Annotated in this window: 18 protein-coding genes; 13 read left to right on the forward strand and 5 right to left on the reverse strand. The window is 71.8% G+C overall.

The genetic code is table 11. The annotated features are described in order from the left end of the window. Positions 1–50 precede the first annotated feature (50 nt). Both ABD324_RS13490 and ABD324_RS13495 read right to left on the reverse strand, forming a co-directional pair. A complete protein-coding gene (locus ABD324_RS13490) occupies positions 51–701 on the reverse strand; it encodes a class I SAM-dependent methyltransferase (RefSeq protein WP_344416139.1) in 651 nt (216 codons plus the stop codon). 88 nt (positions 702–789) lie between these two features. Next, positions 790–1,509, reverse strand: a complete 720-nt coding sequence (locus ABD324_RS13495) for a class I SAM-dependent methyltransferase (RefSeq protein ID WP_344416140.1) — start codon at positions 1,507–1,509, stop codon at positions 790–792. A 46-nt stretch (positions 1,510–1,555) separates the two neighbouring features. Here ABD324_RS13495 and ABD324_RS13500 point away from each other — a divergent pair, with 46 nt between their 5' ends. Next, positions 1,556–2,416: an AraC family transcriptional regulator gene (locus ABD324_RS13500; RefSeq protein ID WP_344416142.1), complete on the forward strand. Its 861-nt coding sequence runs from the start codon at positions 1,556–1,558 to the stop codon at positions 2,414–2,416. A 98-nt stretch (positions 2,417–2,514) separates the two neighbouring features. Here the strand turns inward: ABD324_RS13500 and ABD324_RS13505 are convergent, their stop codons facing one another. Further along, positions 2,515–3,063 carry an isochorismatase family protein gene (locus ABD324_RS13505; RefSeq protein ID WP_344416144.1) on the reverse strand — a complete coding sequence of 183 codons (549 nt, stop codon included), beginning with the start codon at positions 3,061–3,063 and terminating at the stop codon, positions 2,515–2,517. 58 nt (positions 3,064–3,121) lie between these two features. Beyond that, entirely contained in the window at positions 3,122–4,408 is a 1,287-nt protein-coding gene (locus ABD324_RS13510) for a nicotinate phosphoribosyltransferase (protein WP_344416146.1), read from the reverse strand. A 54-nt stretch (positions 4,409–4,462) separates the two neighbouring features. Between ABD324_RS13510 and clpS the strand changes: the two genes are divergently transcribed. The 8 genes from clpS to ABD324_RS13545 all read left to right on the forward strand — a co-directional run bounded on the left by clpS (position 4,463) and on the right by ABD324_RS13545 (position 9,487). Further along, a complete protein-coding gene (gene clpS, locus ABD324_RS13515) occupies positions 4,463–4,759 on the forward strand; it encodes an ATP-dependent Clp protease adapter ClpS (protein WP_344416148.1) in 297 nt (98 codons plus the stop codon). Then, positions 4,756–5,307 carry a DUF2017 domain-containing protein gene (locus ABD324_RS13520; protein ID WP_344416150.1) on the forward strand — a complete coding sequence of 184 codons (552 nt, stop codon included), beginning with the start codon at positions 4,756–4,758 and terminating at the stop codon, positions 5,305–5,307. The genes clpS and ABD324_RS13520 overlap by 4 nt, the downstream gene beginning before the upstream one ends. A 71-nt stretch (positions 5,308–5,378) precedes the next feature. After that, a complete protein-coding gene (locus tag ABD324_RS13525; protein WP_344416152.1) occupies positions 5,379–5,765 on the forward strand; it encodes a PE domain-containing protein in 387 nt (128 codons plus the stop codon). 20 nt (positions 5,766–5,785) lie between these two features. Continuing rightward, on the forward strand, positions 5,786–6,319 hold the full coding sequence (locus ABD324_RS37270) for a DUF3558 domain-containing protein (RefSeq protein WP_425565849.1): 534 nt from the start codon (positions 5,786–5,788) through the stop codon (positions 6,317–6,319). A 3-nt stretch (positions 6,320–6,322) separates the two neighbouring features. Then, positions 6,323–7,618, forward strand: a complete 1,296-nt coding sequence (locus tag ABD324_RS13530) for a hypothetical protein (RefSeq protein WP_344416154.1) — start codon at positions 6,323–6,325, stop codon at positions 7,616–7,618. A gap of 64 nt (positions 7,619–7,682) precedes the next feature. Then, the gene (locus ABD324_RS13535) at positions 7,683–8,153 is read left to right on the forward strand and encodes a M67 family metallopeptidase (RefSeq protein WP_425565835.1); all 471 of its coding nucleotides are present in this window, start codon (positions 7,683–7,685) and stop codon (positions 8,151–8,153) included. 48 nt (positions 8,154–8,201) lie between these two features. Continuing rightward, complete coding sequence (locus ABD324_RS13540) at positions 8,202–8,480, forward strand: MoaD/ThiS family protein (RefSeq protein ID WP_344416156.1); 279 nt, start codon at positions 8,202–8,204, stop codon at positions 8,478–8,480. A gap of 56 nt (positions 8,481–8,536) precedes the next feature. Further along, positions 8,537–9,487: a PLP-dependent cysteine synthase family protein gene (locus tag ABD324_RS13545; RefSeq protein WP_344416158.1), complete on the forward strand. Its 951-nt coding sequence runs from the start codon at positions 8,537–8,539 to the stop codon at positions 9,485–9,487. A 302-nt stretch (positions 9,488–9,789) separates the two neighbouring features. Here ABD324_RS13545 and ABD324_RS13550 read toward each other — a convergent pair whose 3' ends face one another. After that, complete coding sequence (locus tag ABD324_RS13550) at positions 9,790–11,247, reverse strand: MFS transporter (RefSeq protein WP_344416161.1); 1,458 nt, start codon at positions 11,245–11,247, stop codon at positions 9,790–9,792. Between the two features lie 145 nt (positions 11,248–11,392). On the opposite strand from ABD324_RS13550, the gene ABD324_RS13555 reads away from it, so the two are divergent. From ABD324_RS13555 to ABD324_RS13570, 4 genes are read left to right on the forward strand one after another with little or no spacing between them, the layout of a single operon-like run. Continuing rightward, positions 11,393–12,031, forward strand: a complete 639-nt coding sequence (locus tag ABD324_RS13555; RefSeq protein WP_344416163.1) for a rhomboid family intramembrane serine protease — start codon at positions 11,393–11,395, stop codon at positions 12,029–12,031. Next, positions 12,028–12,837 (forward strand): glutamate racemase, encoded by an 810-nt coding sequence (murI, locus tag ABD324_RS13560; RefSeq protein WP_344416165.1) that lies wholly within the window; start codon positions 12,028–12,030, stop codon positions 12,835–12,837. Before ABD324_RS13555 ends, murI begins: the two co-directional genes overlap by 4 nt. Continuing rightward, positions 12,834–13,199, forward strand: a complete 366-nt coding sequence (locus ABD324_RS13565) for a hypothetical protein (RefSeq protein WP_344416167.1) — start codon at positions 12,834–12,836, stop codon at positions 13,197–13,199. The genes murI and ABD324_RS13565 overlap by 4 nt, the downstream gene beginning before the upstream one ends. Further along, the gene (locus ABD324_RS13570) at positions 13,192–13,611 is read left to right on the forward strand and encodes a hypothetical protein (protein ID WP_344416169.1); all 420 of its coding nucleotides are present in this window, start codon (positions 13,192–13,194) and stop codon (positions 13,609–13,611) included. The genes ABD324_RS13565 and ABD324_RS13570 overlap by 8 nt, the downstream gene beginning before the upstream one ends. Positions 13,612–13,619 lie beyond the last annotated feature (8 nt).

A 13,619-nucleotide genomic window follows, 5' to 3' on the forward strand; every position in this document is an offset into this window, starting at 1 on the left:
AGGTCGCCGGCTGGGCGGCGCGCAGCAGGCCCGAGCTTTTCAGCGCGCTCCTAGGGCTCTGTCGGCACCGCTCGGTACAGCAGGTAGTCGCCCATCCCCGAGCGGCCGCGGCCGGAGAGCTCGGCCGTGAAGCCCGCCTGCTCGAGATGGGCCAGAACGGTGTCCCGGTCGCTGTGCGCGAAGTCGCGGTCGTGGGCGTGGCCCTCGCCGCGTTCGAGCATCCCCAGCGCGATGTTCACGCCCGCGACCAGGGCGTTCGGGTTGGGCAGGCCGTCGAAGTCGATCAGGTGCAGCCGCCCGCCCGGGGCCAGGACCCGGCGGACCTCCGCCAGTGCGGCGGCCCGCTCGTCGTCGGCGATGTGGTGGAACACGAAGGCGCAGAGGACCCGGTCCACGCTGCCGTCGGCGCAGGGGATCGCGCTTGCCGCCGCCTGCTCGATCCGGACCCCCGGGAGCTTGCGGCGGGCGAGGAGCAGCGCCTGCGGATCGGGGTCGATGCCGATCAGCGTGGCGTCCGGCGCGGCCTCCGCGGCCAGGCGCAGGACGTTCCCGGTGCCGGTACCGAGGTCCAGCACCGTCGATCCCGGCTCGATCCCGGCCTGCGCGACGAGCTGCCAGTGGGCCTCGCGGGCGCCGAACAGCCTGCTGAAGGGGTCGTAGAAGCGCAGCAGCGTCGACCGCGACAGCGACGGGCGGATCATGGGTTCCTCCTCGATGCCGCACCAGCGTGCCAGGCCGCCCGGGTCTCCCGACGGACCGGGCTCCCGCTCGGCGAGCCGGGTCCCGGGGTCAGGCGGCCCGGTAGAAGCTGAGCCGGCCCATGCCGGACTCGCCCTGCCCGACCACGGTGACGTCCGTGAAGCCGGCCTCCTCCAGCTGCTGGACGACGGTGCCCGCGGTCGCGTGGGTCGGCTGCCCATGCCCATGCCCATGCCCGTGACCGTGCCCGTGACCGTGCTGGTGGGGGGCCTTCCGCGCGGCGATCTTCTGCGCCAGCCCGAACCCCGCGCGCAGCGGCCGCATCCAGCCCGACCACTCCGGCCGGCTGCCGTCGACGTCGAGGATGTGCAGGCTGCCGCCGGGCGCCAGCACCCGCCGGACCTCCTGCAGGATCGCGCCCTTCTGGTCCTCCGGCAGGTGGTGGTACATCAGCGAGGACAGCACCCGGTCGACGCTGCCGTCGGGTACCGGGAGGTGCTGGGCGTACGCCTGCTCGAACCGGGCGGCGAGCCCCTGCTCGGCGGCCTTCCGGGTGGCCAGCGCGACCCCCTCGGCGTCCGGGTCGACGCCCAGGACGGTGGCGCCCGGGACGGCGCGGGCCACGCGGAGCGAGACCTCGCCGGTGCCGCAGCCGAGGTCCAGCACCGAGGCGCCCGGCGCGATCGCGGCCTGCGCGACCAGCCGCCAGTAGTGCTCGCCGATCCCGGCGAGCCTGCCGAAGCGGTCGTAGAAGGGGAGCAGGGCGGGCGTGCCCATCGCGGGGAGGAAGTCTGGACGAACTTCGGTCATGTCCCCTACTGTCCAGGCTGGTTGACGTGCGGACAAGGGATGATCTGTGGCCTCGGGTGGACGTTCTTCGGTTCCGCTGCTCGGGTACGACCGGGCCGCGGGTCCCGCGGTCACCGTGCAGCACGGGGAGGGGCTGGCGGGGCGCCCGTTCTCCGGCGCGCACGCCCACGACTTCCTCATGCTCAGCTACGTCGTGGCCGGCTCGATGCGCCGGCGGGTCGACGGCCGGGAGTGGGCGCTCGGGGAGGGCGACGTCTTCGTGCTGCCACCCGGTGCGGTCGTCGGCGCCGCGGACGAGGGGGAGTACGCGGCGGACACGTGGATCGTGTTCTTCCCGGCCGACGCCGTCGATCCCGCGGCCGCCGCCTCGCTCGTCTCCTGGCAGGGGCATCCGCTGCTCGCGCCGTTCGGCGGGGACGGCGGGGAGGCACGGCGGCTGCACGTTCCTGCGGACGACCGCCCCGCCTGGCTCGCGCTGCTCACCGAGCTCGCCGACGAGCTCCGGATCCGCCGCGACGGCTACGCCGACGCCGCCCGCGCTCTGCTCACGCTGCTCCTGGTGCGGGTCGCCCGGCTCGGGATCGACGGCCGGGAGCAGGTCGATCCGCTGGTCTCGCAGGTCTTCGCGGTGATCGAGGAGCGGTTCGCCGAGGACCTCTCGCTGCGGGACGTGGCGGCCGCCGTGGGGCTCACCGCCGGGCACCTGACGACGGTCGTGCGGCGGAGCACCGGCCGGACGGTGCAGCAGTGGATCACCGAGCGGCGGATGCGGGAGGCCCGGCGGCTGCTCGCCGAGACCTCCCTGACCGTGGCGGAGGTGGCCGGGAAGGTCGGCTACCGCGATCCCGGGTACTTCCAGCGGCGGTTCCGGGCGGCGCACGGGACGAGCCCGGGGGCGTGGAGATAGGGGTCCGGCCGATCACCGGCAGCGCTGAGACCCTGCCGCCGGACGTCCGAAGCCGGAGTTCGCCGGCGAGCTGGTGGCGACTCGGGTCGCAGGGGCCACTACGCCAGCCGGACGCCCGCCTCGCGCAGCTCCGCCAGCGTCCGGGCCGTCGACTCCTCGGCCACCCCCGCGCACAGGTCGGGCAGCAACGTCGTGCGTAAGCCGGCGCCCAGGGCGTCGAGCGCGGTGGCCTTCACGCAGTAGTCCGTGGCGATCCCGACCACGTCCACCTCGGTGATCCGCTTGCGGTGCAACCACTCCTGCAGCGTGGCGTGCCCGGGCTCGGCGCCCTGGAAGCCGGAGTAGGCGGCGGTGAACTCGCCCTTGTCGAACACCGCCTCGATCGTCGCGACGTCCAGGGCCGGGTGGAAGCTCGCGCCGGGCGTCCCGGCCACGCAGTGCACCGGCCAGCTGTGCACGAAGTCCGGGGCGTCGCTGAAATGGGCGCCGGGGTCGATGTGGAAGTCCCGGGTGGCGACGACCGCGGCGTACCCCCCGCTGCGGGCGTGCACCGAGACGTCGGCGGCCACCGCGGCCCCGCCCGCGACGGCGAGCGAGCCACCCTCGCAGAAGTCGTTCTGGACGTCGACGATGATCAACGCACGCATCGCGCCGCCCCCTGCCGCACGAGCGCGGCGCCGGACGCCGAACCGATGGAGCCGCTCATCAGGCCTCCGGGAAGACGGTCGGGATGGCCGGCTCGCCGCGCGAGAGCTTCAGGCCCTCCCACGGCACGGAGACGAGCGCCGCGCGCAGGCGGTCCCGGGCGTCGGCCAGGGTCGGCAGGCCGGGGACGGGCTCGCCGCCGCGGGCCAGGGGGACCGGCAGCACCCGGTCGTCCGGGCCCAGGTCGGGGGTGTGGCCGACGAGGTGCACGACCTCCTCGACCGCCGTCCCGGTCGGCTTGTGCCGGCGCAGCGCCGACTTCCGCCCACCCCGGGACTCCTTGCTCGACGAGCGCTTGGCCACCGGCCGTCCGTCCACCTCGACCAGCTTGTAGACCATGCCGGCGGTCGGGGCCCCGGAACCGGTGACGACGCTCGTCCCCACGCCGTAGACGTCGACCGGCTCGGCGCGCAGGCTCGCGATCGCGTACTCGTCCAGGTCGCCGGACAGGACGATCTTCGTGCCGGTGGCGCCGAGCGAGTCCAGCTGCTCGCGGGCCTGGTGGGCGAGGACGCCCAGGTCGCCGGAGTCGATGCGGATCGCGCCCAGGCCGGGGCCGGCGGCGGCGATCGCGCGGTCGATGCCCTGGCGGATGTCGTAGGTGTCCACGAGCAGGGTGGTGTCCGTGCCCAGGGCCTCGACCTGGGCCTTGAAGGCGCTCTCCTCGTCGTCGTGCAGGAGGATCCAGGCGTGCGCGGCGGTGCCGGCGCACGGGACGCCGTAGCGGCGCCCGGCCTCGAGGTTCGACGTGGTGGCGAAGCCGGCCAGGTAGGCGGCCCGGGCGCTCGCCACCGCCGCCTCCTCGTGCGTGCGGCGGCTGCCCATCTCGATCAACGGGCGGTTGCCCGCGGCCGTCACCATGCGGGCGGCGGCCGAGGCGATGGCGCTGTCGTGGTTGAGGATCGACAGGAACAGGGTCTCGAGGACCACCGCGTCGGCGAACGTGCCGGTGACGGTGAGGATCGGCGAGCCGGGGAAGTAGAGCTCGCCCTCCGGGTAGCCGTCGATGTCGCCGGAGAAGCGGTAGTCGGCGAGCCACGCGATCATGCGGTCGTCGAGTTTCCCCTGCAGGGAGGCCAGTTCGGCGTCGCCGAAGCGGAAGTCCCGCAGCGCGTCGAGCGCCCGGCCGGTGCCGGCGACGACGCCGTAGCGGCGACCGTCCGGCAGGCGGCGGGCGAACAGCTCGAACACGCACTCGCGCTCCGCGGTCCCGTCGGCCAGGGAGGCGGCGACCATCGTCAGCTCGTACATGTCGGTGAGGAGCCCAGTGCTGCTACTCGCGCTCATGAGGGGAGCCTATGCGGCCAGCTCGCGGTGAGGCGCACATGACACCATGGAGGTATGTCCGCCCCGCTCAGCTCGCCCACCACCCAGGTGGACCCTGCCGTGGACGAGGACACGGCCGGCGACACCCCGTGGCAGGCGGTCGTCTGGAACGACCCGGTCAACCTCATGTCGTACGTCACGTACGTGCTGCAGAAGGTGTTCGGGTATCCGGAGCCGAAGGCGACCGCGCTGATGCTCGACGTGCACCACAAGGGCAAGGCCGCGGTCTCCGCGGGGGACAAGGACAAGATCGAGGCGGACGTCGCGAAGCTCCACGCGGCCGGCCTCTGGGCCACCATGCAGCGCACGTGAACGGCTGGAAGCGCTCCGGGCGCGGGTCTCGCGTGAAGCTCGTCGCCACGCTGGAGGAGCAGGAGACCTCGGTCCTGCGCGGCCTGATCACCGAGGTCACGCAGATGCTCGCCGGCCGGGTCGAGGAGGCCCCGCAGGACGAGCTCGCGGAGCTGACCGGCATGCGGACCGGCCCGTCGAAGAGGCCGGACGACCGGGTCCTCGCCCGCCTCCTCCCGGACTTCACCTCCGAGGACCGCGACCTCGCCGCCGGCCTGCGCTCCCTCCACGAACCGGCACTCATCGAGGCGAAGCAGTCCGCCGCCACGGCCGTGCTCGACGCCCTGCCCGAAGGGGGAGGGAAGATCGAGCTCAGCGTCCCCGAGGCGGACCAGTGGCTCACGGCGCTCAACGACGTCCGGCTCGCTCTCGGCACGGCGCTGGACGTCTCCGAGGACACCCCCGACGAGTTCCCGGAGGACGACCCCCGAGGCCCGCACCTCGGGGTGTACCACTGGCTGACCTTCGTGCAGGACTCGCTGGTGAGAGCACGGGCTCAGCTGCTCTGAGGGCGTTCACCATGGTGACGGGTTCTTCCTGAGATGTCCTGATCGGGCCGGTGGGCTGCGATCATGGGGCCATGACGAGCAGTGGTCCCGCGGTGCCTTCGCCCGGGCTGATGCGGAGGATCGAGAACGTCCGAGAGGGCTGGGATCCGGCGCCTGCGCAGTTGGATCAGCCTTTGCAGATTGATGTCGATGCAGCTCTTGCCATCGCCAGACAGCTTCGGGAGATCGCTGCCAGTATCGCTACGGCGGAACTTGACCTGCGCCCTTGGACGCTAACAATTCCCGCGAGCGACGAGGTCAGCATGAACCTGAATCGTCAAGCATGGACAATGGCTCAGGAGGCGCAGACCTTCGTTCGCTTGTGGCGCGAGCATCTCGATACTGCCGGGCAAGCGCTTGCGGCGCAGGCTGAAGCCTACGTTGCCCAGGATTCCGCTAACAGGATGCGCTCGCTGTGAGGCGCCTAATCGTGCTCATCGTGGCTTTAGCCACTCTTGGTGCTTGTTCAGTGAAGTCCGAAAGCCAATCTGTCGCGCCAGTTCCAGTAACTGCGGTCGCTTCAAATGATCAAGTGCCGACCGTGCGAACGCCGCTCAAGCAGCCGATGGTTCGTGCGTGCAATGTATTCGGGCCGGGCGAGCTCCGCGCGCTTGGAGTCGACCCATCAACAGCGAACGATCGCCCAACGAGGTATGGATCCGCGTGCATGTGGAAGCCAACCGATCTCGCGTACGAGATATCCCTCGTCGTGGCTCCCGGGCGCGGTCTCGACGAAACCTACGGGTTCCGCAGTGCCTTCCCGACCTTCGTGCCCACTGAGCTAAGCGGATTTCCGGCAGTCAGGGTGAGCCCGGAGGGTGGCGTCTCCTGCGAGTTCGTGGTCGGAATCTCCGACAGCGACGTTGTCGATGTAGAGGCAGGCGGGCTCGGCGGGCCGAAGCGTGATTGGTGTGAACTTGCTAGTGAAATGTTTGACCTTCTTGTCGTCTCTGCGTCTCGCTCCCAAGGATGACTAATGGCAAATTACGACGGAACTCGGATCGACTACAGCGCGGTTCCTGCTAAGGAGAGTCGAGACGCGGTCCTTGCAAGCGCGGGAATGCTCGAAATTGAGGTCAGTGGACAGGTCATGGACAAGGTGGCAGACCGTCTGGAAGACGCCTGTGACCGCCTCCTCGCCCTCTATAGGAACTACCCCTCTGTTCACGCCGGAGACGCGGCCGAGGCGACCCGGGCCTACATCGCGAAGTTGGCGGAGCCGGGGCTTGACGGGGTGGTGAAGTTTCGGACTGCTGCGGCGGCGTTCCGGAACCAGAGCGAGTACTTCGCCACGGTCTACGGCGAGATGCAGGCGATGCCGGAGCCGCCGGCGGAGGAGTGGCGGCAGGGTGGGAAGGGGCTCGACCCCGAGTCCACTCGCGCGAACCGGGCGGCGGCGGCCGCGGCGAACAAGTATCAGGCCAACACCAACGACAATCTCGCGAACTGGTTCCAGGTCTTCGATCCGCCGCAGCTGACGGCACCTGGCGCCGCTGTCGCAGCCGCGCCCACGGCACCCGCGGCGGTGGGCACGGTCGGCGGGACCGGCGGCGTGGGTGCCTCGGCGGGAGGAGCCGGGGCCGTCGCGGCCTCGCCGGCAAGCCTCGACGCTCCGGCCGTGAACTCGCCTCCGGCGGCGGCGGCCGGGTCCACCGCGGCGGGGGTGGTCGGATCCGCGCCGGGGGGAAGTGCGGGACCGGGTCCGGTCGTCGCGCCCGGGACGCCGGGCATCGGCTCGGGCACGGTGACTGCGCCCGCGGCGAAGAGCCCGGACGGGGCGCCAGGCAGTCCGGGAGGCGGCCGTGGTCCGGTCGGATCGGCGCCGTCCGGGGAGCTGTCGTCGAGCCGAGTCGGTGGTGGGCTTCCGGGCGTGATCACCCCGGGCGTGCCTCGCCCGGATGCGGGACGCATGTCGTTCGGGTCGGCGGGTCGGCCCGGGGTGCTCGGCGGCAACCGGTCGCTCGAGCTGGGCGGACCGGGTGGTCGTGGCCTCGGCGGAGGAGCAGCCGAGAAGGCGCCGCTCGCCGAGAGGTTGACGGCTCGGGCGGCGGCGCTCGCCGAGGAGCGGGCTGCGCGGGGTGCCGCGGCGGCCGGGCGGAACTCGTCCCACATGCCGTTCCTGCCCGGGGCGATGGGGGCCGGGCGGGGTGGGGAGGGGCGGCAGCGGCCCGAGTGGTTGCTCGAGGACGATCCCGAGTCCGCGTGGCTGGGGGAGGTGCCGGAGCACGGGCCCGGTGTGATCCGCGCCGAGGAGCGTGGCCACGACGGGTGACGGGTGGTGTGAGCCGGGTCGGGTGATGTGCGATCGGCGGGCTCCGTTACGTACCCTGGACGGCGTGCTGGTCATTCGAGGAGATCTCCTGGAGGAGATCGTCGCCCACGCCCGCCGGGACCACCCGGACGAGGCGTGCGGCGTCATCGCCGGCCCCGAGGGCTCGGACCGGCCCGAACGCTTCATCCCGATGCTCAACGCGGCACGCTCGCCCACGTTCTACGAGTTCGACTCGGGCGACCTGTTCCAGCTGTACAAGCAGATGAACGCGAACGACGAGGTGCCCGTGGTGATCTACCACTCGCACACGGCGACCGAGGCGTACCCGTCGCGCACCGACATCTCCTACGCCTCCGAGCCCGAGGCGCACTACGTGCTGGTCTCCACCCGCGACTCGGCGGAGACGAACCACACGGGCCACGATTTCCGGTCGTTCCGGATCGTCGACGGTGTGGTGACCGAGGAAGAAGTTCAGGTCGTGGAGACTTATATGTTCGCGCACACGGGTGCGGACGACGTTCCCGACCTGGGCTGATCAGCCCTCAGCCACCCCGAACGACACGATCAGGAGCACCGAAGAATCATGGCCGTCACCGTCTCCATCCCGACCATCCTGCGCACCCACACGGGGGGTGAGAAGGCCGTCGAGGCCAAGGGTGGCACCGTCGCCGAGGTGATCGACGACCTGGAGTCGCGGCACAGCGGTCTCAAGGACCGCCTGCTCACCGACGGCAAGCTGCACCGCTTCGTGAACATCTACGTCGACGACGAGGACGTCCGCTTCGCGGGTGGCCTGGAGGCTCCCGTCAAGGAGACCTCCACCCTCACCATCCTGCCGGCCGTCGCCGGCGGCATGCGCTGACCTGACGGCACCGGGCGGCGGTCGCGCCGCCGCCCGTGCCCGCTCTTGGAGGAGCGATGGCGCGCTACGACTCGTTGCTGCAGGCCGTGGGGGACACCCCGCTGGTCGGCCTCCCCTCGCTGTCCCCGGCCGAGAACGTCCGGCTGTGGGCGAAGCTCGAGGACCGCAACCCCACCGGCTCGATCAAGGACCGCCCCGCGCTGGCCATGATCGAGAAGGCCGAGGCGGATGGGCTGCTCGCGCCGGGCTGCACGATCCTGGAGCCGACGTCGGGCAACACCGGCATCTCCCTGGCGATGGCCGCGAAGCTCAAGGGCTACAAGATCGTCTGTGTGATGCCGGAGAACACCTCCGAAGAGCGCCGGCAGCTGCTCACCATGTACGGCGCGGAGATCATCTCCTCGCCGGCGGCGGGCGGCTCCAACCAGGCCGTCGCGATGGCCAAGGAGATCGCCGCGCAGAACCCGGACTGGGTGATGCTCTACCAGTACGGCAACCCGGCCAACGCGGACGCGCACTACCGCACCACCGGCCCGGAGATCCTGCGGGACTGCCCGGAGATCACGCACTTCGTCGCGGGCCTCGGCACCACCGGCACCCTGGTGGGCACGGGCCGCTTCCTGCGCGAGAAGAAGCCGGACGTGCAGATCATCGCCGCCGAGCCCCGCTACGGCGAGCTCGTCTACGGCCTGCGGAACCTCGACGAGGGCTTCGTCCCCGAGCTGTACGACCCCAGCGTCCTGACCGGCCGCTACTCCGTGGGCAGCTACGACGCCCTGCGCCGCACCCGCGAGCTCGTCGAGAAGGAAGGCATCTTCGCCGGCATCTCGACGGGCGGCATCCTCCACGCCGCGCTCGCGGTCGCCGAGAAGGCGGCCGGCGCGGGCGAGAGCGCGGACATCGTGCTCGTGGTGTGCGACGGCGGCTGGAAGTACCTCTCCACGGGCGCCTACTCCGGCCAGCTCGACGACGCCGCCGAGGGCATTGAGGGCCACCTCTGGGCCTGAGTCCGACCGCCAGGTCCTGATGATCACGGCCCAGGAAGATCAGCAGGACACCAGTGCGAAATTTCCATGATCATTCAGCAGCCATGTCCTGATGATCACCGCGGGACAGCGCTGAGGTCCTGGTGATCACCACCAGGACGGATCGGCGGTCGGCGGAGCAGCGCTGAGGTCCTGATGATCATGCCGGGACGCACCGGGTCGCACCGGGTCGCACCGGGCCGCATCAGGCCGCACCGGGTCGCACCGCGCCGGGCCCAGCTGTCCGGGCCAGGGTGGGGACCTGCTGGGCCGAGCGGGCGCTGTCAGCCCACGTGGGCGGGCGGGACCGTCGGGAGGTCCTGCTTGTTCGCCCTGACCAGGATCAGGATCAGGGCGGTGCCGATCGCCAGCAGTGCAGCCGCCCAGGCGAAGGCGACGACGTAGCTGTGGACCGCGGCGTCGAGCATCTGGGACGGGTCGGTGATCGGGTTCGCGGCGATCCAGCTCGCGGCCGCGGTGGTCGCGATCGTGTTGAGTAGGGCGGTGCCCAGTGACGCCCCGACCTGCTGCGTGGCGTTGAGCACCGCGCTCGCGGCGCCGGCGTCCTGGTTGCCGACGCCGACCAGCGCGAGGCTCGCCAGCGGCACGAAGGACAGCCCGAGGCCCAGGCCCAGCACGAGCTGCGCGGGAAGCAGGAGCGTGACGAAGCCGCTCTCGACGGTGATCCGGGTGAGCAGCACCATCCCCGCCGCGGCGACGACCCCGCCCGTGACCATCAGCGGTTTCGGCCCGATCCGCGGCATCAGCTGGCTCGCCACCCCGGCGGCGATCAGCACGCCGCCGGTGACCGGGAGCGACGCCAGGCCCGCCTGCAGCGGCGTGTAGCCGAGGACGACCTGGAAGTAGAACGTCAGGAACAGGAAGGCGCCCAGCAGGCCGGCGCCCACGAGCGTCGAGAACAGGTAGGCCCCGCCGCGGTTGCGGTCCACGAGCAGACCCAGCGGCACCAGCGGGTGCTTCGACCGCCTCTCGATCAGCACGAACGCCACCAGCAGCACCACCGCGACCCCGAAGCTCACCAGCGCCCAGCGCGACGACCAGCCGTCCTCGCTCGCCCTGGTGAAGCCGTAGACGAGCGCGACGAGTCCGACCGTGACCGCCACCGCGCCGGGAATGTCGTAGCGGGTGTCCCCGGTTGCCCTGCTCTCCGGCACGAACGGCAGCGCCAGCACCACCGCGACCACCGAGATCGGGATGTTGACGAGCAGGCACCAGCGCCAGTCCGCGTACTCGGTGAGCACTCCGCCGAGCACGAGTCCGACCGCCGATCCGCCGCCGGCGATCGCCCCGAACACGCTGAACGCCCGCGCCCGCTCGGTCGCGTCCGTGAACAGCACCGTGAGCAGCGCCAGCCCGGCCGGCGCCAGCAGCGCGCCGAAGATGCCCTGCAGCCCGCGTGCGGCGAACAGCATCTCCCCGTTCTGGGCCAGCCCGCCGAGCGCCGAGGCCACCGCGAACCCGAGCGCCCCCACGACGAACGTGCGCTTGCGCCCCCAGAAGTCCGCGATGCGGCCGCCGAGCAGCAGCAACCCGCCGAACGCGAGGGTGTAGGCGGTGACCACCCACTGCCGGTCCGCATCGGAGATGCCCAGGTGGGCCTGGGCCTGGGGGAGCGCGATGTTCACGATCGTCGCGTCGAGCACGACCATGAGCTGCGCGAGCCCGATGACGAACAGGGCGGCCCAGCGCCCGGGATGGGGCGGGGCGGCGGGTGCGGTCACGGTGGGCTCCAGGCGGGGTGGCGATCCGGCCGGACGGTGATCGGGCCGGGTGAGGATCGTCCCGCATCCTGCCGAAGGGGTCCGACAATTTCCGTTCTCAGCGCTTTCACGGCCGGGTGACGCCGCGCGGCGCTACAGTCGTGGCATGGCCCTTCCGCAGGTCACCCCGCCGCCGCGCGGCATCGCGCGCATCGTCCCGCCGCACCCGCTCCGGGCCGCGGTGATCATGCTGGTGTTCACCGCCGCGCTCTACGCCCTCGAGGCGGTCGACCAGGTCACCGGCCAGACGCTCGACAACGACGGGATCATCTCCCGCCGGCTCGACGGCCTGTGGGGGATCCTCTGGGCACCGCTGCTCCACGGCGGCTGGCCCCACCTGATCAGCAATACTGTCCCGTTCCTCCTCTTCGGCTGGCTCGCGATGGCGGGCGGGATCCGGCAGTGGATCGGGGTCACGGCCCTGATCTGGGTCGGCAGCGGCGCGCTCGTCTGGCTGACCGGGCCGAGCTACACCTCCACCATCGGGATGTCCGGCGTGATCTTCGGCTGGCTGCTGTTCCTGCTGGTCCGGGGCTTCTTCGCGCGGTCGGCGCGGCAGATCGTGCTGGGCGTCGTGCTGCTCGTCCTCGAGGGCGGGATCCTGTGGGGCGTGCTCCCCGGTACCCCCGGCGTCTCGTGGCAGGCGCACCTCTTCGGGGCGCTGTTCGGGATCCTGGCCGCGTGGATGGTCGCGCGGGCGGACCGCAGACAGGCCCCGGCCCCGACGACCCCGGGATTCGTGTGACCGATCCGGACGCGCCCATCGGCATCTTCGACTCCGGCGTGGGCGGCCTGACGGTCGCGCGGGCCGTGATCGACCAGCTGCCGTCCGAGCGGGTCGTCTACGTCGGCGACACCGCGCACGGCCCCTACGGCCCGCTGCGCATCGCCGACATCCGGCGGCACGCCCTCGCGGTCGGGGACGACCTCGTCGAGCGCGGCGTGAAACTGCTGGTCATCGCCTGCAACACGGCGTCCGCGGCCTGCCTGGCCGATGCCCGCGAGCGCTATCCCGTCCCGGTGATCGAGGTGCTGCGGCCGGCCGTGCGGCGGGCCGTCGCGGCCACCCGGAGCGGGCGGATCGGCGTCATCGGCACGAGCGCGACGATCGCCAGCGGCGCCTACCAGGACGCGTTCGCCGCCGCGAAGGACGTCGAGATCACCGCGGTGGCGTGCCCCCGGTTCGTCGACTTCGTCGAGCGCGGCATGACCAGCGGCCGTCAGATCCTCGGCCTGGCGCAGAGCTATCTCGAGCCGCTGCAGCGCGCCCGGGTGGACACCGTGGTGCTCGGCTGCACGCACTATCCGCTGCTCAGCGGGGTGCTCCAGATCGCGCTGGGGGACGACGTCAGCCTCGTCTCGAGTGCGGACGAGACGGCCAAGGACGTGGTCCGGACCCTGATGGCGCAGGACCTCGCCCGGGAGGGCGAGCCGCTCGGGCCGCACGAGTTCCTCGCGACCGGCGATCCCGAACCCTTCCGCAGGCTCGGCCGCCGCTTCCTGGGGCCGGAGATCGAGCGGGTCGGGCAGGTCGGTAGCGTCAGAGCGTGATCGGCGCGCTCGAGGTCGTGGCGTACGTGGCCGCGGCGGCGGTCGCGCTGTACGGCGTGCTCACCACCGTGCGGAACCGCCCGCCGGACCGCACCCACCGGATCGCCGTCGGTGCGTTCGAGGGGATCCTGCTGATCCAGGCGGTCATCGCGGCGGTGCGGGTGTTCGGCGGGGTCAGCCTGCCCGAGCAGTCGACCTTCCTCATCTACCTGCTGGTCAGCGTGTGTGTGATGCCGATCGGGCTGCAGTTCGCCACCGCCGAGCCCACGCGCTGGGGAGGCACGGTGATCGCGGTCGCCGCGATCGGGACGGGCGTGGCGGTCTGGCGGCTCCACGGTCTCTGGGCGGCCGGCGGTGTCTGAACAGCCCGAACGGCCCCGGCGCTCCGCCACGGCGACCGGCCCCGGCCGGATCCTGATCGCCGTCTACGCGATCTTCGCGCTGTCGGCCACCGCGCGGGCCGCGGTGCAGATCGCCGGGAAGTTCTCCGAGGCGCCGGTGGCGTACCTGCTGTCCGGGCTCGCCGGCGTCGTCTACATCCTGGCGACGATCGGGCTCGCCGGCCGCAAGCCCGGCTACCGGCGGCTGGCGTGGGCGGCGGTCGTGTTCGAGCTGGTCGGGGTGCTGGTGATCGGCACGCTGACGGTCTTCGACACCGGCGACTTCCCGGACGACACGGTCTGGTCGGTCTACGGCCGGGGCTACGGCTTCATCCCGCTGATCCTGCCGTTCGTCGGGCTCTGGTGGCTGCGGCACACCCGCGCGCGGCACTAGCCTGCCTC

It is taken from the genome of Pseudonocardia ailaonensis (assembly GCF_039531635.1).
Lineage (GTDB): Bacteria > Actinomycetota > Actinomycetes > Mycobacteriales > Pseudonocardiaceae > Pseudonocardia > Pseudonocardia ailaonensis.